The 23,478-nt window shown below is 26.9% G+C and carries 26 protein-coding genes, 1 pseudogene and 1 riboswitch; of the genes and pseudogenes, 4 read left to right on the forward strand and 23 right to left on the reverse strand.

The features are described from left to right. Positions 1 to 2,809 (reverse strand): hypothetical protein (locus tag M4I33_RS11590; RefSeq protein WP_257916940.1); only part of this gene is annotated, 2,809 nt, incomplete at its 3' end. A 181-nt stretch (positions 2,810 to 2,990) separates the two neighbouring features. Here M4I33_RS11590 and M4I33_RS11595 point away from each other — a divergent pair. Further along, a complete protein-coding gene (locus M4I33_RS11595; protein WP_257916941.1) occupies positions 2,991 to 3,614 on the forward strand; it encodes a DNA-3-methyladenine glycosylase in 624 nt (207 codons plus the stop codon). 27 nt (positions 3,615 to 3,641) lie between these two features. Here the strand turns inward: M4I33_RS11595 and M4I33_RS11600 are convergent, their stop codons facing one another. From M4I33_RS11600 to M4I33_RS11675, 16 genes and pseudogenes are all read right to left on the reverse strand, one after another. Further along, positions 3,642 to 4,349, reverse strand: coding sequence for an S-adenosylmethionine decarboxylase (locus tag M4I33_RS11600; RefSeq protein ID WP_257916942.1), 708 nt, complete (start codon positions 4,347 to 4,349; stop codon positions 3,642 to 3,644). A 110-nt stretch (positions 4,350 to 4,459) separates the two neighbouring features. Beyond that, positions 4,460 to 4,891 carry a hypothetical protein gene (locus M4I33_RS11605; RefSeq protein ID WP_257916943.1) on the reverse strand — a complete coding sequence of 144 codons (432 nt, stop codon included), beginning with the start codon at positions 4,889 to 4,891 and terminating at the stop codon, positions 4,460 to 4,462. 47 nt (positions 4,892 to 4,938) lie between these two features. After that, a complete protein-coding gene (locus tag M4I33_RS11610; protein ID WP_257916944.1) occupies positions 4,939 to 5,631 on the reverse strand; it encodes a CbiQ family ECF transporter T component in 693 nt (230 codons plus the stop codon). Continuing rightward, the gene (locus tag M4I33_RS11615; RefSeq protein WP_257916945.1) at positions 5,603 to 5,893 is read right to left on the reverse strand and encodes an energy-coupling factor ABC transporter substrate-binding protein; all 291 of its coding nucleotides are present in this window, start codon (positions 5,891 to 5,893) and stop codon (positions 5,603 to 5,605) included. Before M4I33_RS11615 ends, M4I33_RS11610 begins: the two co-directional genes overlap by 29 nt. Further along, positions 5,894 to 6,616 carry an energy-coupling factor ABC transporter permease gene (locus M4I33_RS11620; RefSeq protein WP_257916946.1) on the reverse strand — a complete coding sequence of 241 codons (723 nt, stop codon included), beginning with the start codon at positions 6,614 to 6,616 and terminating at the stop codon, positions 5,894 to 5,896. Positions 6,617 to 6,626: 10 nt separating this feature from the next. Continuing rightward, entirely contained in the window at positions 6,627 to 7,382 is a 756-nt protein-coding gene (locus tag M4I33_RS11625; RefSeq protein ID WP_257916947.1) for a cobalt-precorrin-6A reductase, read from the reverse strand. Then, positions 7,379 to 8,095, reverse strand: coding sequence for a precorrin-3B C(17)-methyltransferase (cobJ, locus tag M4I33_RS11630; protein WP_257916948.1), 717 nt, complete (start codon positions 8,093 to 8,095; stop codon positions 7,379 to 7,381). Before cobJ ends, M4I33_RS11625 begins: the two co-directional genes overlap by 4 nt. After that, complete coding sequence (gene cbiG, locus M4I33_RS11635; protein WP_257916949.1) at positions 8,092 to 9,072, reverse strand: cobalt-precorrin 5A hydrolase; 981 nt, start codon at positions 9,070 to 9,072, stop codon at positions 8,092 to 8,094. Before cbiG ends, cobJ begins: the two co-directional genes overlap by 4 nt. A 2-nt stretch (positions 9,073 to 9,074) precedes the next feature. After that, positions 9,075 to 9,818, reverse strand: a pseudogene (gene cobM, locus M4I33_RS11640) (precorrin-4 C(11)-methyltransferase). A gap of 4 nt (positions 9,819 to 9,822) precedes the next feature. Continuing rightward, positions 9,823 to 10,491 (reverse strand): cobalt-factor II C(20)-methyltransferase, encoded by a 669-nt coding sequence (locus tag M4I33_RS11645; RefSeq protein WP_257916950.1) that lies wholly within the window; start codon positions 10,489 to 10,491, stop codon positions 9,823 to 9,825. A 2-nt stretch (positions 10,492 to 10,493) separates the two neighbouring features. Beyond that, complete coding sequence (gene cbiT, locus M4I33_RS11650; RefSeq protein ID WP_257916951.1) at positions 10,494 to 11,072, reverse strand: precorrin-6Y C5,15-methyltransferase (decarboxylating) subunit CbiT; 579 nt, start codon at positions 11,070 to 11,072, stop codon at positions 10,494 to 10,496. Between the two features lie 7 nt (positions 11,073 to 11,079). Then, positions 11,080 to 11,679 carry a precorrin-6y C5,15-methyltransferase (decarboxylating) subunit CbiE gene (cbiE, locus tag M4I33_RS11655; protein WP_257916952.1) on the reverse strand — a complete coding sequence of 200 codons (600 nt, stop codon included), beginning with the start codon at positions 11,677 to 11,679 and terminating at the stop codon, positions 11,080 to 11,082. Continuing rightward, positions 11,676 to 12,761 (reverse strand): cobalt-precorrin-5B (C(1))-methyltransferase CbiD, encoded by a 1,086-nt coding sequence (cbiD, locus tag M4I33_RS11660; protein ID WP_257916963.1) that lies wholly within the window; start codon positions 12,759 to 12,761, stop codon positions 11,676 to 11,678. Before cbiD ends, cbiE begins: the two co-directional genes overlap by 4 nt. 4 nt (positions 12,762 to 12,765) lie before the next feature. Further along, positions 12,766 to 13,389 carry a precorrin-8X methylmutase gene (locus M4I33_RS11665; protein WP_257916953.1) on the reverse strand — a complete coding sequence of 208 codons (624 nt, stop codon included), beginning with the start codon at positions 13,387 to 13,389 and terminating at the stop codon, positions 12,766 to 12,768. Further along, entirely contained in the window at positions 13,389 to 14,687 is a 1,299-nt protein-coding gene (locus tag M4I33_RS11670) for a cobyrinate a,c-diamide synthase (protein WP_257916954.1), read from the reverse strand. Before M4I33_RS11670 ends, M4I33_RS11665 begins: the two co-directional genes overlap by 1 nt. Further along, positions 14,656 to 15,507, reverse strand: coding sequence for a sirohydrochlorin cobaltochelatase (locus tag M4I33_RS11675; RefSeq protein WP_257916955.1), 852 nt, complete (start codon positions 15,505 to 15,507; stop codon positions 14,656 to 14,658). Before M4I33_RS11675 ends, M4I33_RS11670 begins: the two co-directional genes overlap by 32 nt. 237 nt (positions 15,508 to 15,744) lie before the next feature. Then, positions 15,745 to 15,936, reverse strand: a riboswitch (cobalamin riboswitch). A gap of 123 nt (positions 15,937 to 16,059) precedes the next feature. Here M4I33_RS11675 and M4I33_RS11680 point away from each other — a divergent pair. From M4I33_RS11680 to M4I33_RS16940, 3 genes are all read left to right on the forward strand, one after another. Then, positions 16,060 to 16,698, forward strand: coding sequence for a hypothetical protein (locus M4I33_RS11680; RefSeq protein WP_257916956.1), 639 nt, complete (start codon positions 16,060 to 16,062; stop codon positions 16,696 to 16,698). Positions 16,699 to 16,796: 98 nt separating this feature from the next. After that, positions 16,797 to 16,991, forward strand: coding sequence for a CarD family transcriptional regulator (locus M4I33_RS11685; protein WP_257916957.1), 195 nt, complete (start codon positions 16,797 to 16,799; stop codon positions 16,989 to 16,991). Between the two features lie 25 nt (positions 16,992 to 17,016). Next, positions 17,017 to 17,265: a hypothetical protein gene (locus M4I33_RS16940; protein WP_374707713.1), complete on the forward strand. Its 249-nt coding sequence runs from the start codon at positions 17,017 to 17,019 to the stop codon at positions 17,263 to 17,265. A gap of 47 nt (positions 17,266 to 17,312) precedes the next feature. On the opposite strand, the gene M4I33_RS11690 is transcribed toward M4I33_RS16940, so the two are convergent. From M4I33_RS11690 to M4I33_RS11715, 6 genes are all read right to left on the reverse strand, one after another. Beyond that, positions 17,313 to 17,888 carry a hypothetical protein gene (locus M4I33_RS11690; protein ID WP_257916958.1) on the reverse strand — a complete coding sequence of 192 codons (576 nt, stop codon included), beginning with the start codon at positions 17,886 to 17,888 and terminating at the stop codon, positions 17,313 to 17,315. Positions 17,889 to 17,946: 58 nt separating this feature from the next. Then, a complete protein-coding gene (locus tag M4I33_RS11695) occupies positions 17,947 to 18,282 on the reverse strand; it encodes a hypothetical protein (RefSeq protein ID WP_194190161.1) in 336 nt (111 codons plus the stop codon). A gap of 11 nt (positions 18,283 to 18,293) precedes the next feature. Beyond that, positions 18,294 to 18,737, reverse strand: coding sequence for a peptide-methionine (R)-S-oxide reductase MsrB (gene msrB, locus M4I33_RS11700; protein ID WP_257916959.1), 444 nt, complete (start codon positions 18,735 to 18,737; stop codon positions 18,294 to 18,296). A gap of 91 nt (positions 18,738 to 18,828) precedes the next feature. Next, entirely contained in the window at positions 18,829 to 20,841 is a 2,013-nt protein-coding gene (locus M4I33_RS11705) for a penicillin-binding transpeptidase domain-containing protein (protein WP_257916960.1), read from the reverse strand. A gap of 88 nt (positions 20,842 to 20,929) precedes the next feature. After that, complete coding sequence (locus M4I33_RS11710) at positions 20,930 to 22,996, reverse strand: YgiQ family radical SAM protein (RefSeq protein WP_257916961.1); 2,067 nt, start codon at positions 22,994 to 22,996, stop codon at positions 20,930 to 20,932. A 112-nt stretch (positions 22,997 to 23,108) separates the two neighbouring features. Further along, the coding region (locus tag M4I33_RS11715; RefSeq protein ID WP_257916962.1) for an NAD(P)/FAD-dependent oxidoreductase at positions 23,109 to 23,478 on the reverse strand (370 nt) is incomplete at its 5' end.

Raw genomic sequence — 23,478 nt, forward strand, 5'->3', positions numbered from 1 at the left:
TTAAAAGAAGTACTTCTAACTCTAAATTATTATCATAATAATATTTAAAAATCTTATCTTTATATTCTTTTAAGTTTTCGCTCCAAACTATTCTTTTTATAGCTTTTACAGTTGAAATTTTAGAATACTCGTCTCTTTTAACCTTATTAAATGTAATTAATTCAGAGATATATTTGTTAGAAAGCCTAGATATATTCTTTTCACCACTTAAATCTGAATTTTCATAATAATTAAAAGCTTCTTTAAATAATTTTATATTATAGCACCAGTCACCTAATACTTTAAAAAATCTTTTATCTTCGTAAATAGTATCGAGCCATTTAAATATTTCTATTCTAGTATGTAAATCCATTTCTAGTTCTTTTAAGGCTTTTCTAGTTATATCAGTTACATTTTTTTCATTTCTAATAGAAGCATAAAATCTTATTAAAAATTTTGAATAATCATCAAAACCTTTTTTTAGGATATTTTTTATATCTTCGAAGATCCCAATATCACTAGTTACTACGTATAGTTTATTTTGGATTAAAGATGGTTTAATTAAATCAAATTTAAAATTATCATAAAGCTCATTTAAGATTTTATATAAATTTATATTCACTTCTTTTAAGCTTATATTTAATGGACTACCTACATAATTTGAATCTCTATAAAGATTTAAAAATCTCTTTACTATCGCTACTTTAAAATCTGTATAAAATTCTGAGTAAAATACATCAAAAATCAAATCCTTATTTGATATAGAGTTTTCTAAAACATTTATAGCTAAATTTACATTTTTGTATCTTAATGCTTCTATAAATTTTAAAGATGATTCACTATCTAAAGTTTCTAAAATATTTTTTAATTTATCACAAAAGGCTAATAGGTTATTTAATTTGATTTGCTTTTTTCTAGCTATTTTAGATAAATCATTTTTTTCTATAAATATACCTATTTTTTCTTTAATACTTATAACTTCTTCATTGTACCCATAGTAAAAAGAGAATAATAATAGTTCTTTATTTCTATAAATAAATTCATCTATATTTTTATATTTGTTTGATACTTCTTTTTTTATTTTATAACTTTCTAAAATATTATTATTTTTTTCAAGAAGCCTGCTATATTCTATCTTTAAAGGGATATCCTCTTTATAAATAGTTACTAATTCCTTATAGCATGATGCTCCTTCATTTATATTTTTTTCTATATTATAACCTTTTGTTACTTCTTTTACGTATTTAATACTTGGTACAAGCGGATAATTAGAAAGTAACGTAAGAGCACCTTTAATTAAGATTTTCTCTTTATTTACTATAGAATTATAATAATTTATTATATCTTTATTTTCTTTTATAAATCTATCATTAAATTCTTGAAGAATCTCTTTTGCTAGGTCAATATCTTCGTTATAAAGTGCAAAATTTATACAATTGATTTTTTCTATATCCTTTAAATAAGGACTAATTATTTTATAGGCTTCCTTTGAATTTCCTGTAAGCCTTTTAATAAAACTACTTATCAGATCAAATATTTCGTTTTCTTCTAAAATATTTTCTATGTTTTCTTTATATAATTTATATCTATAGATTATTTTTGTAATTATCTCCTCTGCATCTTCTTCTCTGCAAACTTTAAATATATTCTTTCTTATTAAAAATTCTACTTGTTTGTTAAACTCATTATTAAATTCACCAAACTTCAATAATGCCATATATCCATATATTCTATTTATATATAAGTTATTTCTATCAGAAAATATAATGTATTTTTCCCATCTATCTTTTTTATCTTCTTTTTCACAGATATATCTATAGATGTTTTCCGCTTCTTTAATTTTCTTAGTTTTTTCAAATATCTTTGCAATTTGTTGAATTATAATTTTATTATCTGGACTATAGATAAAATATAAAACAAGCTCACCTAATATTTTCTTTGCAGTAGATTTTGAGTTTATTTCTTCAATAACTTTATAGATATACTCATTGTTCCTAGATTTATTTTTAATATCTCTATCTGTACAATAATCCTTTAAAGATTTTGCAGTTATAACAGCTTCATCTATATTTCCTTCTAATATTAAACCTAGTATACTGCCCCTTATCTCTTTTACACTTAAAATATATTCTTTCTCTTTTTCTTTTATTTTATCGTTTAGATACTCGCACTCGTTTTTATTTAAAACTATATCTTTAGCTTTTTTAAAATCTTTATCTTTTATTAACCTATATATTTCTATTCTATCTTTATAATGATTCTTTTCTTCTATAAGTTTATCTGAAAAGAACTCTGCCCTTTTATAATCCATTAGATTTATATACATCTTAGAAATTAAAAAACAAAGTTCTAAATTTATTTCATTATTTGTTATGTAATCTTTAAGTATATTAAAAAGTTCTTCTTCTCTTTCAAGTTCTGAGTAAAATTTGATTAAATTAACTACAGTCCACTTTATATCTATATTTCCTTTAAGATTTTCCCTTAAAATAAGAATACCGTAGTCTAAATTACCAACTTTGTATAGGCAAGGAATTAATCTTCTTATAATTTTAGTTCTATCTTCTCCATCTTCTAATGCCATTATATAATATTCAGTCGCTGCATCTAAATGATTCATAATATATTCTAATCTAAAAGCAATATCGTAAATAGTATTATTATTTTCCCAAAGTTCTAAGTATTTTTCAAACCTATATATATAATCATTTAGCACTAAATCGTCTGTATAATTCTCTTTAGCTTCTATTAGAAGATCTCTTAAATTACTTTCTTCAAAGGTTACTAATCCGTCCTTTAACCTATCTTCAAATTCAAAAAAATCCCCCATTTTTTACTCCTTTACATTTATTTCTTTTAAATTATACCCCTTAAACATTTCATAATCAATGGATTGAAATACCACTTAAATTTATATTTAAGTAAACTTTTAGTTTTTTTGTTAATATATTATTTAAATTAATTCTTAAAACAATTTTTTATATGATAAAATGTTTATTGAGGTGATAACTATGACTTATAAAAAAATTAAAGATGACTCTTTTTTTAATATAGATGCAAGAGATTTAGCAAAAAAGCTTTTAGGAATGATTTTAGTTAGAATTATAGATAATAGAACCTTACACCTAAAAATTGTTGAAACGGAAGCTTATATAGGCAAAATTGATAAAGCCTGTCACGCTTATGGTAATAAGAAAACTGAAAGAACTAAAACTTTATATGAAAGTGCTGGTTCTTCTTATATTTATTTTATATACGGAAAATATCATTGCTTTAATATTATTTCAGGTGAAAAAGGAGACCCTCAAGGAGTTCTTATAAGAGCTTTAGAACCTTTAGATAACTTTGACTACTTGAGCTTTAAAAGATTTAATAAACCTTTTGAAGATCTAAAACTTAAGGAAAAATACAACTTAACTAATGGACCTTCAAAACTTTGCCTTGCATTATCTTTAGATAAATCATTAAATAACATAAAGATTTATGAAAATGATGAGTTTTACCTTTTAGATAGAAATACTTCTAATTTCGAAATAGTAGAAACTACAAGAATAGGAATAGATTACGCAGAAGAAGCAAAAGATTTTTTATGGAGGTACTATATTAAAGATAACCCCTATATATCAAAACAATAAGCTAAGAAATATTAGCTTATTGTTATTTCATAAAATACATTTATCAAATATATAGTTTACTTCCTCTTCACAATTAGAATTATCTAAATCTTTCTTTCTTAATTTTGCAAAAGAAATTTTACCATCTTTATAAATAGATTCTAAAAGATCATACTTTGACTTTGTATCTTTACTTAAAAATAAAGATATTTCATTTAAATTTTTTTCACCAAAGTCAAATTTTCCAAAGCCTTCTCTATTTATTCCCCTTACTTTATAATCAATTGAAATAACATCTGGATTAAAAGTATTAATTATATTTTCTGCTAAATTAATAGGCGATATATTACCACATGTTTGTATATCAATATCTAATCTATAAACATTATTTTTTATACTATAATCAATCTCAGGATATGTATGTAAGCTTATGTGACTTTTATCTAAGTGAACTAAAAAATCTCCTTCATTACAACTTAAATCTAAAATTTCTTTTTCAACTTTTCCTTCTGAAATTAATATGTTTACACTATTTCCTAAAGGATTGTAATCTTGCTTTGAAATACTTAAAATATTCGCACCTATAGAGTTTGTCCATCCTTTAAAAATACTAGCCAACTTCTCACTATTATTTTCTATTATAAAGTCAAAATATTTTTTCCTATCTCTCAAAGACTTTACATAATATACCTTATATAAACTTATACTTACAGTTTTAGACAAATTATTAAAATCCTTTAAAGTTATTAATTGCATTTTCATCTCCCCCTAAAGGTATTATAAGGTAACTTTTACTAATTTTCTATTATTTTTATAAAATAATAGATTTTAACTTCATAGTTTATAAAAAACAAAAAGAAACGCGATTACTCGCGCTTCATATTATTTAAGATATTAGTTTTTACCTTTTCTAAATCATCTATAAATTCTTTCCCTATTTCTTTATTTACATAGATTAATAAGGACGCATCTTTAAACTTTTCACTTAATTTAGTCCCTATTCTAAAGTGATCTTCAAGTTCTTGTACTTCAAATTTATAATTTAAATCTAAATGAATTAAATCTCCGTTTAATAAAAGGTCTATTTTTTCCGAGTCTATAGTTAAAATCGCATCTTTTATAGTTTCACCTTTTGATATATTATTAAACTTAGTATATTTGTAAGAATACCCCTTATAATCAAACCTTGAACTTTTTTCAATATTTTCTATAATAAATTCACCAGATTCTTCTCTTTTAAAATCATCTATTTCATAAAAATAGTATTTTGAAAAATAGTCTATTTTATAATCTTTCATAGTAACTACCTCCACAAACCTAGTATCTCCTACAAGCGAAATATTAATCATATTATCTTTAATATAAATAATATTACATATATAAAAATAAATAAGAACATACTTTTACTTAGTTTATTTTCGCACCCATAATAAAACCTTCCTCTATAGCACCTGTTTTGAGAAGATATCTTTATTTCTTTTAATCTGTTAAACATATTTTTAAATAATGATCCTAAACATTTACCAAGGTCTTTAATGCTACTTTTAAAATCTCTAAAGCCATATCTTGATTTTATAGATATAAAAATTTTCCTATAATCTTCTTCTATTATTATTAAAAACCTTTCAGTTAATATTAATAAGTCAGAAATATCTCTTAAAATATCAAACCTGCTTAAAATCTTTGCAATACTAGTAATTGGAGTAGTTAGTGCTAAAAAACCTATACTTAATGCACCACTTAAATTTCTAAGGTTTATTAAAATAATTTCACTTATACTTATTTTATTTATAAATAATCCTAAAGATGAAAAAACACTAAAAGTTAAACTTATTAAAACAATTTTCAATATAACTTTTAAAGGATTTTTATAAATATAATTTATTAAAATAAATATAAAACAATTTAAAAGAATCATATTTATATCTTTGCTCATCCCTACATATACCAAAGATAGAAAAACTAAAATAATCTTTTGAAGTGCAGATATATCTTTAAACTTACTTAAATTACTGTATAGATTTATCTCTTGGAACATTTTTACCTTTTTTATAACCTAAGAAGTATCCTATAAAGCCTGCACCTATTGCAGCTTGCGCTGCAAATAAAAAACTTTCTATTTCTGATGATGGTGGTTCCCACAAAGATTTAGCCCAAGGAGTATACGATGGGTCTAATTCTTGAATTGTATTATTAGCCTTATCATCTGACCCTTCAAATTCACCATTTGAATTAATTACAAATGGAACTATTAAAAATACAGCTACTAGTATTATTATTAATATATTTTTCTTTTTCATTTATAATCCCCCATTTATTTCTTTTAATTCACCCTTGCAGTGCTTAATTACATAGTCATATATAACTACAGAAACTAATCCTTCAACTATAGCTAAAGGAACCTGAGAAACTGCAAATATTCCAGCAAATTTTATAAAAGAACTTAAAAATCCATTTACTGAATCCGGGTAAGCTAAAGCTAGCTGTATAGAAGTTACAACATATGTTGCAAGGTCTCCTAATGCGCATCCTAAAAATACTGCAAGAGTCTTATTTTTATTTTTTAATAATTTAAATATTAAATAAGAAACTATAGGACCAACTATCCCCATAGATAATGTATTAGCCCCTAATGTAGTTAAACCCCCATGTGCTAAAAGTAGTGCTTGGAAAAGTAATACTATTACTGAAAGTAGTGGTATTTTAAAAGGCCCAAATAATATAGCACCTAAGCCTGTACCTGTTGGATGTGATGAACTTCCTGTAACTGATGGTAATTTTAATGCTGACATCAAGAAAATAAAAGCTGCCATAAGTGCAAGTAACATCTTTACATCTACATTATTTTTTAAAACTTCCCTTACCTCTTTAAAACTTATAACTACAAATGGTAATGATACTGCATAATAAAAAAGACACCAATTCAAAGAAATTGCCCCTTCTGAAATATGCATAGCATAAGCATTCATTGGAATAGTTAAAGCAATTATGATTCCGTAAAATAAAACAAATAATTTTTTCATTTTTTCACCTCTATAACCTAATTTTCTCTATTAATTTTTCTATTTCATATATTTTGTTTACATAACTTATATTAGGTTTATTAATTACAATAACTTTTACGTTATTTTTAAGTGCGGCTTCAATTTTTTCTTTAGTTCCCCCAACCAAACCGCTATCTTTTGTAATTAATGCCTTAATATCATATTCTTTTATAATTCCGTCATTTATAAAAAATCCAAAAGGACCTTTCATCCCTATAATATTTTCATATTTAATTCCCTTTTCTAATAAATCATTTATTATCTTTGGGCTTGGAAGTATTCTATGAATTATCCTATTATCTAAATTTAAACTTTCAATTTTTGATATATTATTGCTTCCAGTTGTATTTAAAACATTTCCTTTTATTTCATTTAAAGCCAATCTAAGTTCATCATAACTATCGACAAACATAATATTTTCATCATTATAATTTTCTAAAATCCCTTTTCTCTCAAATCTAAAATACTTTAAATTCATATCTTTTGCTACTTCCATAAGGTTTATCGAAACATCTTTTGCATAGGGGTGAGTTGCATCTATTATAGTGTCACAATCTTTTTCTTTAATTAAATCTTTAAAACCTTCTTTATCTAAAGGGCTCGTATTTAATTTTTGAAATTCAGTATCTTTTAATAGCTCTCCTCCATATTTTGTAGAAGTTGAAATAATAATATCTTCTCTAAACTCATTTATTTTCTTTACTATTTCTTTTCCTTCTTTCGTCCCAAGAACTAATAAAATCATACTGTATAACCTCTTTTAGTAATCATCTTATCTTTTTCAATATAAGTGCTATTATTACCAACTATTACAATAGACATCATATCAACTATACTAGGGTCGAAATCTTTAAGGGTTGTTATTGTAACTTCTTCACCTTCTCTAAGGGCGTTTTTTACAATCCCTACAGGAGTGTTTTCATTTTTATGCTTTTTCATAATATCTATACATTCTTTTAAGTAATGAGGTCTACCATTACTTCTTGGATTATATAAGGATATTATAAAATCAGCTTCTGAAGCTTTTTCTACTCTCTTTTTTATTAATTCATATGGAGTCATTAAATCACTTAAACTTATATTGCAATTATCATGCATTAAAGGTGCACCTAAAACTGACGCAGCTGCGCTAGATGCTGTAATTCCTGGTATTATATCAACATTTTCATCTTTTTTAAGTTGAAGTATAAGTCCAGCCATACCATAAATACCAGAATCCCCAGTACTAACTATAGAAACATTTTTTTCTCTTGAAAGTTCTAAGGCTTTAATGCATCTTTCCTCTTCCCCTCTCATTCCAGTTTTAAATACTTCTTTATCTTTTATTAAAGGTTCTATCATTTGTAAGTATTTCGTATATCCTACTACTATATCAGAATCTTCTATTGCTTTAAGTGCTTTTACTGATAAATGATCCATCCCTCCTGGACCTATTCCAACTACATAAAGTTTTTTCATAAACTTTCACTCCTTAATCTTCCTATACTTAAAGTTATACCTTCAAATATTAATTTTTCTTCAAGTATTTCTCCATTTAATAGTTTTACTGAAGGTCCGCTTACAGCTTTTACCCCTGTAATTTTTCTAACAAATTCACTTCCTATAAACTCATCTTGGACCTTCTCAATCTCTTCTTTTTTAAAGAAATGTATATCTACCTTTAATTCATTTGCTAGTAGTTTTATACACTCCTCATCTTTTTTTATATCAATACTTACTATACTTTTAATACTTCTTAAATCTATATTTCTTAGATTTAATTCCCTATAAACAAACTCTTTAATTTTTTCAAAGCTTGTCCCTTTTTTGCACCCAATTCCGAGAATTATATCTCTTCTTAAAAGAATTAAAACACCTTTATCCTTTAAAACTTTATTAGTTATAACTACTGTATTTTCTTTTATTTTAGTTGTGTTTAAGTAGCCTTTTGGAGCTTTTAAAATATTTCTATCATCAAAAAAATATACCTTTTTGTTATTTACAAGTCTACTTGCAATTCTTTTAGCCATATTAAAATCATCAATTATTAAATCATTTTCTTTTGCTAAAATATCTGGTGCTTTTATTTTAAGGTTATCGGTAGCTGTTGTTATAACAGGAGTATTATTTAAAATTTTAGATATTTTTTCTGTCATATAATTTGCACCACCAAGATGTCCTGAAATAAGGCTTATAGTAAAGTTATTACAAACATCAACAACAACAACTCCAGGGTCTACCTTTTTATCTTTTATAAACTTTGAAATAGCGCGAACTGCTATTCCAGTTGAACTTATAAATATAATAAATTTACTTTCTTTAAAGCATTTTTCTGTTATATTTTCTAAATTAGATTCTTTAAAAATACTAGAATTTATAACGTTGCACTCTATATTTTCTTTAATTAAATAGGCTAAACTATCGCCTTTTTTAGTGACACTTATTACAGAAATCAAAGCTATATTCCTTTTCTATACATATGGGTAAAACTTTTATCGTATAATTTACTTTTTTCATAGTCACAATCTATAAAATCACCTACAAGTATTTGAGCGCATTTTTCTATGCCTTCTTCTTTAACCTTTTCTGCTATTGTATCTAATGTTCCGTATACTATTTTTTGATCTTCCCAAGACGCTCTATAAACTACAGCAACTTTAACATCTCTTTTGTAACCTTTTTTTAGTTTTTTGCAAACTTTATCTATCATACCTACTGATAAAAATATAGCCATAGACGCACCTATTTTTGCTAAATTTTCTAAATCCTCTGTCTCTGGGACTTTAGTTCTTCCTTCAACTCTTGTTAATATAACTGTTTGAGTTATACTAGGCAAAGTAAACTCTTTTTTTATAGCTGCTGCTGATGCAACAAAAGAACTTACCCCAGGAATTACTTCAAAGTCTATATTTAACTTTTCAAGTTCATCCATTTGTTCTTTTATAGCTCCATAAATTGAAGGGTCTCCTGTATGAAGTCTTACTATTTCTTTAGATTTGTTGTTTTTAAATATTTATATTACTTCGTCTAATGTCATATTTGCTGAGTTATATACCTTAGCCCCTTCTTTTAAACATTTTAGATGTTCCTTAGAAACTAAAGACCCTGCATAAATCACAACATCACAACTTTCTAAAACTCTTTTCCCTTTAACTGTAATTAAATCTGGATCTCCAGGACCTGCTCCTATAAAATAAATCATATTCTTACTCCTTACTTGCTAAAATTAATGACATATACTCATTAGAATTTATTATTTCTTCTCTAGTTTTTAATATTTTTTCACCATCTCTACCGCATTTACTAACTAAAACATAATCAGTAAATCCTTTATCCTCTAGAGTTTCTATTACTTCTTTTTCTTTTTTATAAACCTTCATTATAACTACAAACTTCTCATCTTTTATAGTGTTAACTTTATTAGATGGAACTATAAGAAGGCTTTCATCTCCTATTACTAATGGTCTTTCAACTAAACTTGCTGAAGCGCAAAAAGATGGAACTCCAGGTATAGTTTTAACTTTAAAATTTTGTTCTTTTATATGTCTTAATAGATATATGTATGTACTATAAATATACGGGTCTCCAATTGTTAAAAATCCTACATTCTTTCCTTCGTTTAACCTATCTAAAATAAAGTCATATGCTATTTTAGATTTTATCTCTCTATCTTTTTTACCCATAGGAAAATGCATAACTTTAACTATAGTTTTATCTTCTATATAGTCACTTACTGTATTTAAAGCTATACTTTCTCCTCCTTCTTTTGCAGAAGGTGCAACTAAAATATCTGAATTTTTGATTGCATTTAATCCTTTTATAGTTAATAATTCCTTATCTCCAGGGCCTACACCAATTCCATAAAATATTGCCATTTTTAATTGTCTCCTTTATTACATTCAATTATAAATATAGGATTTTCAGAAATCATCATCATAGATTCTCCCTTGCACCTACTTATATTTACTGATATTATTTCAGATTTTATATTTAAACCTTTTAGCTTTTCTAAACATATATTTAAATTTTTTAATGTTATAAAATTTAATACCAATTTCCCATTATCTTTTAAAAGATCAAAAGATAAATCTATTATTTCTTCTAATTCCCCAAGAGAACCTCCAACAAATATTGAATCAACCTTTATTTTTTTAAGATTCATTTCTTTTAAAGCACTTAAAGCATTACCTTTAATTTGTTTAACATTTTCTAAGTTAAATTTATTTATATTTATCTTTGTTGTATTAAAAGCATCTTCATCCTTTTCTATTGAATATACAATTCCATCTTTAGCTATTATGGAAGCTTGTACTGTAATTGTCCCTGTGCCACTTCCAATATCAATAACTTTAGAAGATTTACTTAATCCCATTTTAGAAATAGATAAAGCCCTCACTTCTTCTTTTGTCATAGGACAGTTACCGCGTATAAATTCTTCATCTTTTAAATATCTCATAATTTTTTTACCTCTCTATAACTAAAATAGATAATGAAGAAAATCTATTATTTATTATTTCTTCTAAAGAACCAGAAATAATTCTTTCATCTTCATAACTTAAATTTTCACCAACGTAAACTCTGCATTTAATATTATTTTGTAGTAATTTTAAGCATAATTTATCTGGAGTATTTTCCTTATCACAAAGCCATATACTTACTTCATTTTCCTTAACTAATTTTATAAACTCCTCTTCTCTTCCATGCATAGACCCGCTATAAGCTTTTGACCAAGATTTATTTATTTTACTCATTAAATACTGAAAAGAAGTAATGCCAGGAATTATTATAAGATTTTCTTTTACTTTTAAATTTAAATAGTTAGAAATCCCATAAAAGTTTGGGTCTCCTGAAGCTATAATTCCTATATCTTTGTTTTTATTTTCTAAGATTATGCTTTCAATGCTCGTTAGTTTTTCTATTATTATTTTTTCTTTATCTATAAACTCTATAGATTTTATTGCTCTTTCAAACCCTAAAATAACATCGCACTTTTTTAAGGTATCTATAGCTTTTTTTAACATATAGTCCTTGTTACCTGGACCTATTCCAATTAAATAAATCATAATTTTTTCTCCAAAGAATTATATAAAATTTTAAAATCACTATAGCCAAAATACATTACTATATCGCTTTTTAACTCCTTATAGCAAAATGTATCTATTTGGTTTAATATCTTTAATCCTATGTTTTCATAAAGGTCATAATGATCATCCCCTAAAAGTTTTACAGCACCTTCTGTAGTCTTTTGTTCTAAAACTTTTTTAACTAAATCAATTGGATAATTTAAAAGTGCAAGTTCTAAAGCTAAAACTTCAAGTCTTACTCCACTTACCCTACTGTGAGTGTTAAAACATCCATAAGCGATTTTACTCATCTTTCCTATATGACCTACTAAGATAATTTCTTCAACTCCTTCTAATATGCAAGTTTCTAAAGAAAATCCAACATAGTTTGAGATAATAACTATCTCATCTTCCTTAAAGCCTAAAGATTTACAAACATTTTCACCAATATTACCAAAAGTTAATACTAGCCTTTTCCTTCTTTTTTGCTTTATCTCAACTTCTATAGTTTCTTTTAAAGCATCTTCTGACATTGGATAAACTATTCCGCTTGTCCCTATAATAGAAATTCCTCCTACTATTCCAAGCCTACTATTAAAAGTCTTTTTTGAAATTTCTTCTCCCTTTGGTACCCTAAGAGTTATTTTTACTCCTACTCCCTTTGGAAGAATTTTATTAATTTCTTTTTTAATCATCTTTAAAGGGGTAGGATTTATAGCAGGTTTTAAAACTTCTACACTTAAGCCACTTTTTGTAACTTTTCCGATCCCCTCTTTAGCTTCTATTACTATTCCTTCTTTAATAAATTCTGCTTTTGCAAAGATCTCTATTCCATCAGTTACATCAAAATCATCTCCAGCGTCTTTAAGTGCACTAACTTCAACAAAATTTTTTTCTATATTTATACTATTTAGTTCTATTTCTAAATCTATCCCCTTTGGAGTTTCTATATTAATTTTGTCTATCTTTTTTTTATCTAATAATATTTTAGTTGCAGCTTTAGATGCTGCAGTAGCCGTTGAACCTGTAGTATACCCGCACCTTAAAAATTTTTTTCCACTTCTAACAAACATATCAACCATAGTTTTATCTTGCATTGCACATATACATAAGCGCATTTACAATTGCTGCAGCTACTGTGCTTCCACCTTTTCTTCCCTTTACAGTTATATAAGGTATTTTTAAATCATCTAATCCCTCTTTACTTTCCTTTGCTCCAACAAACCCTACCGGAACTGCAATTATTAAATCAGGTTTAACTAAGTTATTTAAAATCATCTCTCTTAATTTAAATAGTGCTGTAGGTGCGTTTCCAAAAACATAAATATTTACTCCATCTTTTGATGCTTTTTCTACAGCTGCCATTGACCTTGTAATCTCTTTTTCTTTTGCAATTTTATATACCTCTTCTAAGCTAACAAAACACTCAACAGAACCATTTAGCTTTTCTAAAGCTTTTTTATTAATTCCCTGCTTTGCCATATTAGTATCTGTATATATAAGAGGTGAGTTTTTTAATACCTCTTTTGCTTTATCTATAAAGTCTTCACTCATCTCTAAAAGATTTGCGTATTCAAAGTCAGCCGTAGTATGAATAACTCTTTTTACTATTTTTAATTCTTCTTCGTTAAATGAATGATCTTCCATTTCACTTTCTATTATTTCAAAGCTTTTTTCTTCTATCATTCCTGGATTTTTTATATAAGTCATTATTTTTCACCTTCTAAATCTAAAATATTATCTAAAAAATCTAAATTCTTATAAAAATGTATATGAGGATATTGAGCTATAGTATTATTCTTTTTATAGCCGCACTTCCAATTAATTTTGTTTCCTAAAACATCTGTTTTTTCTATATCAAAAATATTTTCTCTATTTCCTATACATTTTGATTTATGGAATTCGTGTATGTTTATATCATTTTTAAATCCTTTTAAAACTGCATAACCAAAGTTTTGAAGAGAGTTTGTCATAACAACTTCTGAGTTGAAAAAGTTTACCATATCAAATCCTTCTATACTTTTATTTAAATACATAAATCCACCACATTCAGCGTAGCATTTAAGTCCCTTACTTAAGCTCTCTCTAATGCTTTTAAGCATAGATTTATTATTTGATAATTCATTTTTAAAGACTTCAGGGTAGCCTCCACCTATATATAGAAAATCTATATCTTTAGGTAGTTCTTTATCATTTAAAGGACTAAAGTAAACTACTTCCCCTATACTCTCTAAAATCTCTAAATTTTCTTTATAATAGAAGTTAAATGCTTTATCATAAGCAATAGCTATCTTTATATCTCTTTTCTTTATCTCTAATTTTTTATTTTCTATACTTATATCCTTTGCATAATCTATAATTTTTTCTAAGTTTATATGTTTATTAACTAAATCACTACATTTATCTAAAACTTCTGAAATTTTTTCTGTTTCTATACTTTGGACTAATCCTAAGTGTCTTGATTTAAGGCTAATAGATTCATCTTTAGGAATATATCCTAAAACGTCAACATCACAATTTTTATTAACTAATTCTTTTAAAAGGTTATAATATTTTTCTGATACTTTATTAAATATAACCCCTTTAATGTTTGCACCCTTAAAGTTTTTAATACCGTTTATCTCAGCACAGATAGTTAAGCTTTGTGCCTTTGGAGTCATAACTAAAATAATTGGAATATGGTTAAATTCTTTAGAAAGATGGTATGTTGAAAATTCTTCATCTAATCCTTTTCCATCATAAAGCCCCATAACCCCTTCTATAATGCTTATATCGCCGCATCCCTTACTTAAAGAATAGGAAACTCCTGATTTTCCCATAAGGAACATATCTAAATTTCTTGAATCTATCCCAGTTGCAAGTTTATGAAACTCTTTATCTATATAATCTGGACCTACTTTGTATCCTTGTACCTTTAATCCTCTTTTTGTTAATGCTTTCATTATCCCTAAAGTTACAGTAGTTTTACCACCACCACTACAGTTTGATGAGATTATTATTCTTTTCATTTTTCATACCTTTCTTTGTTTTTCCAACATTTAAATATCTATTATTAATACAATCTTTAACTCTATCAATATATAACTTTCTAAAGCCTTCTATTTCACCAAGGCCTTTTAAAAATAAACTAACATTAAATCCTTCCTTTTCTAAGATAGTCTTCCATGAATCTTCTTCATCAGATGCCATATCATTTAAAACGTGATCTCCGCAAACAACCATAAGAGGAAGTAGCATTATATCTTTTACATTATCCTTTTTTATTCTATTAATTACATTTTCTAAACTTGGATATCCTTCTACCGTTCCAACGTATACGTTATCTAAGCCTTCGTCTTGTAATACAGCTTGTATGCATCCATAAGCAGATGTAGCATAATGAGATGTTCCATGTCCAAAAAGAACAGTATTTTTGTCTTTTATTATTTCTTTTATAGAATTTATAAATAATGAATAATCATCTGGTGCTTCTTTTGTTCCTTGAAAATATAATATTGGTCTTCCAACCTTTATATCTGAAAATTTTTCTTTAAATCTATCTTTTACATTAACTATGTAGTCATATTCTTCTCCTGGTATTATATGAAGTGGCTGCATAATAACCTCTTTATAACCCATTTTATGTATTTCTTCTAACGCTTCTTCAGGAGTTAAAATTTCTTCTCCAATCCCCCTTAACTTTTTAATAATCATATGTGATGTAAAGGCTCTAAAGATATCATAATCTTTAAAAGAATCTTTTATATCTTCTTCTATTCTTTCTATTGAATTTTCTAATGCACTCTTATAACTTGTCCCAAAACTTACAACTAATATTGCTTTTTTCATTAAAATCTCCCTCATAAACTTTTTTTAATTTACTTTTTATATAATAAAGTGGCTTAAGCTATGCTATCTAATAACCTGTACTATTAAATTAAATTAAATTTTAAATATATAGTTTAATTTAAAATTTCTATACATAAAAAAAGCACCCTTACTCTGTAAGGATGCTATAAGTACAACAAAAAAACTTTAAAAGAAAACTTCTTTTAAAGACACTTTTCGTTTAGCTTCCCACCGAAACTTATGAAAATTAATATAGGCAGGTCTCCTGACTTAAGCTTCATTCTCCTCTTATACCTTCCCAAATAAACAACTTCAGTGGCATATTATAAGACTTGTCTGCTATTACAGTAGCGGGGGCTGTAGTGGATTCAAACCACTTTCCCTTTTAATCTAAAATAATATTTTAGAACCATATATTAAAAATATTCGTTTTTTCTAAGTGATTATATATTAAAAATTTATTAAAGTCAACATTACTTTTTTAATAAGTTATAGTCTTATTTTAATTTTTAATATAAAATATAGTAATACGACTCATAAAGGAGGAAAAAAATGAAAACAAAAAAAATACTTTTAGGTGGAATTATTACTTTAGCTATATTAGCCTTAATAATACTTGGAGTTTATAATTTTTCTTTTAAGCCAAAAGAGACTGTAGACTCTATAAATAAAACTGTAACAATCGACCCTATTAAATTATCGAAAAAATTTTTACCTAAGGATATAAACTTAAGCTTAGAAGAATTAACAGCCGAATCAAACACAAAATTCAACTCAAACGAAATTACTGACTTGTTTATAGAAGCTATAAATGAGATGCCAGATTTAAAAAATTCTCTAAGTGGTATAAAAGTATCTTTAGATAATGATTTAATAAATGTATATGCTAATATAAACTACTATAATATTCCTTTCCAATTAAAATTAGTTTTTTCAGCAAAAGCAGTGGATGGAAAAGGTATATTACATTATGAAAGTGGAAATTTAGGATTTATATCTATTTCAAAAGATACAATATTTAACAATTTAGAAAACAATTCATTAATAACTTTTGATAAAAATTCAGGTGATATAATCTTATCTTTAGAGGGTTTAGATAACATAGACATAAAAGATATGAAGGTTCAAGATGGTGATTTAGTAATCAATTTCAGAGGAACAATAAAATTTTGGGATTGGCTTAAAAAATAATATTGACACTGTTAAAATCCTGTGATAAAATAAAACTTTTGTATTTTTAACAGATATGTGTTACAATATAAAAAGAACTTAATAAGGAGGCGTTTACTTTGTTCAATATTGGTGATAAAGTTGTCTACCCTAGTCAAGGTGTTGGCACTATAGAAAACATAGAACAAAAAGATTTTCTTGGGAATAAACAAGATTATTATTATATTACTTTAACTAATAATCTTAAAGTAATGTTACCTACTAAGAAGCATTACTTCAGAACAAGAATTAAATCAAAAACTTACAAACCTTAATTTTTTAAATGACACAGTTGATATTATTTCTAGTAAAAATAGCAAAGAAAGATTTGATATAAATTCTACAAAAATCAAATCTGGTTCTTTTTCTGATTATTTAGAAGTTGTTTCTTCTTTACACAAAACTAAAGAAGGTCATAATCTAAATTCTAGTGAAAAGCAAATGCTACATAACACAAAAAAGATTTTAATTGCTGAGATTAGTGCAGCAAAAAATGTTAGCGTTACAGAAGCCACATCATTTTTAGAAAATTCACTTAATACAATTTAATAAAAAAAAGGCAAACAAATTCTATTAATAAATCTGTTTGCCTTTTTTTATGCTTTTAAAACACTTAAAACATAATCTTTGTACTTAGAAAATGTCATTTTTTCTATTGTAGCTCCTTTATTTACCTTTAAAGAAGAAAAATCATATAGACAAGAGCCATAATTAAATCCGACGCTAGTTACTACTATCTTTTCATCAATAACTCTGTAGTTTCCTTTGTTTTTTAAAATATCTAAACAAAACTCTAACATCTCTACTTCATCTTTAATTTTATCTTCTTTAATTAAATGAACTATAAAATTAAATAACTCAAACCTTCCAACTAAAGGAATCATATTTCCTTCTTTTATGTAGAAAGTTTTATCTGTTCTATAAAAATATTTCATATTTCCATACTCTAAAGTAAAATACTCATTATTTATAACTAATTTTGAATCACTTATGTCCTTAAGGTCTTCTATTATATCTTCAAATGATTTAGAGTTTAGGATATCTTGATTTTTTATAGTATTTCTAAATCCGTTTATTGCATCATCTATATTATTTTCTTTTTTTATTTCGTTTCCATTTATTTTTAATGTATATTCATTATCTTGAAAGATTAATTCAATTCTATTATTCATAATTTTCTCCTTAATAACTAATAATAATTATTATATCATATATAATATCTTTTATCAATTATCTTAAACCCTTTTTAAACTCTAAAACTAACTTTTTATCAACCTTTACATCCTCTAAATCTATAGTCTTAGGATTAGTAGTTAATGAATAATCTTTAATCCAAAGGTTACCTTCATATATGTGAGGCTCTACCTTAACGCTTGGGTCCTCATCATTGACTTCTTCTAAATCTTTATATGGAGTTAAAACTACAATTCTTCTACAGTACTCATCTTCTTCACCATAAATATTATAAAAAGCATTATAATTTTCAAATGATTTAGTTGACGTTACAACCTTTAAATAAACTCCTAGTTCCTTTGCTACTTCTTTTGCATTAATATATTCTGACATAGTATCTACTCCTATCTTACGTACTTTTTAAAATCTTCATAACCTTCTTTATCCATATCTTCATAGGGAATAAATTTAAGAGATGCTGAATTTATGCAGTATCTAAGTCCTCCTTTTTCTGTAGGTCCATCATTAAATACATGACCTAAGTGAGAATCTGAATTTTTTGATCTCACTTCAATTCTTTCCATACCAAAACTTGAATCTCTCTTTTCTTTTATTAAAACTCTATCTAAAGGCTTAGAAAAGGCTGGCCAACCGCAACCTGAATTAAATTTATCGCTTGAAGAAAATAGTGGTTCTAAAGTCGTTATATCAACATAAATTCCTTTTTTATAATTTTCATTATATTCGTTTGTAAAAGGTCTTTCTGTTGCATTTTCTTGAGTCACTGCATATTGCTCTTTTGTTAAAGTTTTTTTAAGTTCCTCTTTTGATTTTTTCTTCCATCTCATAATTATCACCTCACTAAAATAAAAACCTTACAGTAATATTTTATCATTAACTGTAAGGTTTTTTCATTAATTTAAACTTAATTATAAAATTTTATTTTAAATAAGCTTCCATTACATTTTTAACTTTAGGAACTACGTAGTGTGAGCCCCCTTTATTTTTTACATCTTCAACCATCATTGAAATTGCAATTTTTGAATCGTCTGTATTAACTGCAACAAACCATCCATTTTCTGTTCCGTTTTTATCGTCTTGAGTTTTCTTAATTTCTGCTGTTCCTGTTTTACCTGCTATTTTATGACCAGCAATTTTAGCTGCATGTCCAGTTCCATCTGGTGAATCAACAACAGCTTCAAAGGCTTCTGTTAGAGGCTTAACATACTCTTTTTTAATAGCATCTGATTTCCAAACTTCTGGCTTTTTATCATCCATAATTAATCTTGGATGCATTATAGAACCGTTATTTCCAAGTGAGCTATAAGCTAAGGCTATATTTAAAGGAGTTACCATTACTTGACCTTGTCCATATCCTGTATCACCAAGTAATATATCATTATCAATTTTACCTGAATTTGATATTTTTGACTCTTCTATAGGATATCCGAAATCTAAGTTTTCACCTATTCCAAAGTTTTTAGCCCCTTCAATGTATTTATCAGCTCCAACTCCTATAGCAACTTTTGCCATATAGATATTATCAGAGTATTTAATCGCATCTAGAAGGTCTACAGGCTTTCCAGGGTCTTTAACTCTAGTTACGCTATATCCACCCCAAGATGAATCTTTTTGCCAGTTTAGCCCTTTAATATCCATCTTTTCGCTAGGTGTTATTACTCCGTTATTAAGTCCTATAGCACCTGTAATTAGTTTCATTGTAGAACCTGGTGAATATAGTTTATTAAATCTATTTTCTTGCATTGCGTAATTAGTTTTTTCAAGTTCTTCTTTTTGAGACTTTGTAGTATATGTTGTAAACATATTAGAGTTATATGATGGTGCACTAACTAAAGCTAAAACTTCTCCAGTTTTAGGATTTACAGCAGTAGCTGCCCCCTTATCACCTTTTAACTCCTTATATGAGTTCTTTTGAACGTTACTATCTATAGTAAGCTTTACATTCTTTCCTTGAACTGCATCTGTTTTTAATAATGTTTTATTTGAATCTCCGCTTGCTATTAAGATTTCATAACCGTCTTTTGCTTTTAAAGTATCTTCATATACTTGTTCTATCCCAGCTTTACCTATTATACTTGTTTCTGTATAACCTTTGTCCTTATTTTTATCTAATTCTTCTTTTGTTATAGGTCCAACATAACCTATAAGTCTTCCGAAAGCTTCATCGTTTATATAAGTTCTTCCAACCTTTTCATTTAACATTATTCCAGGATTTTTCATATCTATAATCTTGTCCACTTTAGGATCTTTAACTAAAATATCAACTATAGGTACAAAATGGTCTGGTTCTTTATTTGCTTCTAATTTTTTAGTTATAGTATCTTCACTAATATCTAAGATACTAGCTAACTGTTTCATATCAGAATCAATAGTTTTAGGGTTTAATTTTGCAGGATGTAACCCTACTGTGTAAAGTTTACCATCTTTAGCTAGAGCATTATTTTCTCTATCTAAGATTTCCCCTCTATTTCCTCTTAATTTGTTAACTTTAATTTTATCGCCATCTTTCATTTGTGGGAAAATTAAATTTTCATACCAGCGTATTTTGTATGAATCCTTATCTTTTACCACAGTTAGTTTATAGTCGTTAACATCTAACTTTCCGGCTACCGTATCCATACTACCTTTAAAAGGTATAGTGAATTCATCATTATTTTCTGTTATATCACCGCTAGTTTCAAATGACATATTTTTAGCATCAATACCATTAAATATGTTAGTATATCTTTTTATAAATTCCTCTTCAGAGATCCTTCCTTTAGATTCCTCGCTTAAAAGTTCATACATACCTTTGTAGTCGTTTGCTATCCATTTATCTTTGTAGCTTTCAAATACATCTTTTGCTTTTCCTTTAGCCGAGCAGCCTACAAAAACAAAGGAAATAATAGCTATTGTGATAATAAGTCCTAGTATTTTCTTTTTATTTTTCATCTAAAACCCTCCTTAATATTTTTATTTTACCATAAAATTACTAGAATTAATAATAAAGGGATAGTATTTTTGATACTATCCCTGTAATCTATCTTCTTTTTTTGCCTTTTCCTTTGGCTTTCATTCTTTCTTTTACGCTACCTCTACTCTTTTTACCTTTGTACATTCTTACATTTTCTTCATTTTTAGAGTTTTTACCGTTTCTGTCATCACCATGTCTACTTTTTTTAGTTTTTCCGTATCCTTTTTTAGATGACTTTTCTTCAGTAGCACCTGATTTTGGCTTTTTATTTTTACCTTGATATCCTTTTTTGCTTCCTTGTGATTTTCCTCTAAGGCTAGCTAAATATCTAGTTTCAGGCGTTTGAATTAAGCACTTTGGACCATTTCCAATTAAATCTTCTCTTCCAGCTTTAATTAAAGCATCATAAACTATGTTATAGTTTTTAGGATTTTTATATTGAAGTAGAGCTCTGTGCATTGCTTTTTCTTCTTTTGTTCTTGGGATATAAACATCTTCCATAGTTAAAGGATCTTTACCTGTATAGAACATTGTTGTAGATAATGTTCCTGGAGTTGGGTAAAAGTCTTGAACTTGTTCTGGTTGATATTTAGTATCTCTTAAATACTCAGCAAGTTCTATAGCCTCTTTAAGTCCACTACCTGGATGACTTGACATAAGGTATGGAATTAAGTATTGCTCTTTACCAAGTTGTCTATTTATTTTAAAATACTTTTCTCTAAACTTATTATAAGTATCACCAGCTGGTTTACCCATATATTTTAGTGCATTTTTAGCTACGTGTTCTGGTGCTACTTTTAATTGTCCACTTACGTGGTGTTCAACTAATTCTCTAAAGAATGTATCGTTTTTATCTGCCATAATATAATCATATCTAAGTCCAGATCTTATAAACGCCTTTTTAACTTTAGGAATTTTTCTAATTTCTCTTAAAAGATGTAAATATTCTGAGTGATCAACTATCATATTTTTACAAGGCTTTGGAGTTAAACATTGCTTATGTTTACAAGCCCCTATAGTAAGTTGAGTTTTACATGCTGGTTTTCTAAAGTTTGCAGTTGGTCCTCCAACGTCATGAATATATCCTTTAAAATCAGGCATTTCTGTCATTTCTCTAGCTTCTTTTAAGATAGATTCTTCACTTCTACTTTGAACTGCTCTTCCTTGGTGGAAAGTTATAGCACAAAATGAACAGTTACCAAAACATCCTCTTGAACTTACTATTGAGAATTTAACTTCGTTTATAGCAGGAATTCCACCTTTTTCTTCGTACATTGGATGGTAGTTTTTAGTATAAGGTAACCCGTAAACTCTATCTAATTCTTCTCTATTTAAAGGCATCTCTGGTTTATTAATAACAACGTATTTTTTTCCGTGTTTTTGAATTATTTGTTTTCCACGAACAGGGTCTTGTTCTTGATATTGAACTTTAAATGCTTTAAGGTACGCTTTTTTATCTTCTTTTACCTCTTCTGAAGATGGTATTACTATGTAATCTCCATAAACTTCATCTAAAGAATCAATAGTATAGCAAGTTCCATTTACGTGTCTTACATACTTAGCATCAAACCCATCATTTAAAGCATTAGCTACTTCAACTATTTGTTTTTCACTCATACCATAAACTAAAAGGTCAGCACCACTATCTATAAGGATAGAGTTTCTTACGTTATTTCCCCAATAATCGTAGTGGGCAAATCTTCTTAAACTTGCTTCAACTCCTCCTATTACTATATCAACGTCTCTATATGCTTCTCTTATTTTATTACAGTAAACTATAGTCGCTCTATCTGGTCTTTTTCCCATTTCTCCACCTGGAGTATAAAGGTCTTTTTCTCTTCTTCTCTTACTTACTGTATAGTGGTTTACCATAGAATCCATGTTACCACCGTTTACTAAGAATCCTAATCTAGGTTTTCCAAGTTTTTTAAATTCCTCTACATTATGCCAGTCAGGTTGTGCTATAATTCCAACTTTGTAACCTGCATCTTCTAATACTCTAGAAATTACCGCTGTACCAAAGCTATGGTGGTCAACGTATGCATCACCTGTAACTATTATAAAGTCACATTGTTCCCAGCCTCTTTCTTCCATATCCTTTTTAGAAACTGGTAAAAATTTATTTTCTAACATCATTAGTATCACCTACTTAAATTAATCATTTTTCTTAAAATTTTCGTTCTTCTTAAAAAGCCACATTTTCTTATTATAATACCTTATAATATTTAAAGCTATATTTTTTTTATTAAAAATCACTTCCAGCTAAGTATCCTGTAGAAAATGCTAATTGAAGATTGTACCCGCCAGTTTCTGCATCTATATCTAAAACCTCTCCTGAAAAATATAAATTTTTAATAATTTTAGATTGCATAGTAGACGCATCTACTTCTTTAATATTAACTCCACCTGATGTAACCATTGCAGCTTTAATAGTTAAAGTATCACAAATAGTTAGTTCCATCTCTTTTATTAAATTAATAAGTTTAGATGCATCTTCTTTTTTAAGGTCTGATGCTTTAGTCTCTTCAAGGGCTACTAAACTTATTAAAGCTTTAGTAAAGTTTTGAGGTAATATCCCTTTTAAATTATTTAAAATAGTTTTATTTGGATTACTT

Origin of the sequence: Clostridium sp. LY3-2, from assembly GCF_024705715.1 — a bacterium.
Classification (GTDB): domain Bacteria; phylum Bacillota; class Clostridia; order Clostridiales; family Clostridiaceae; genus Clostridium.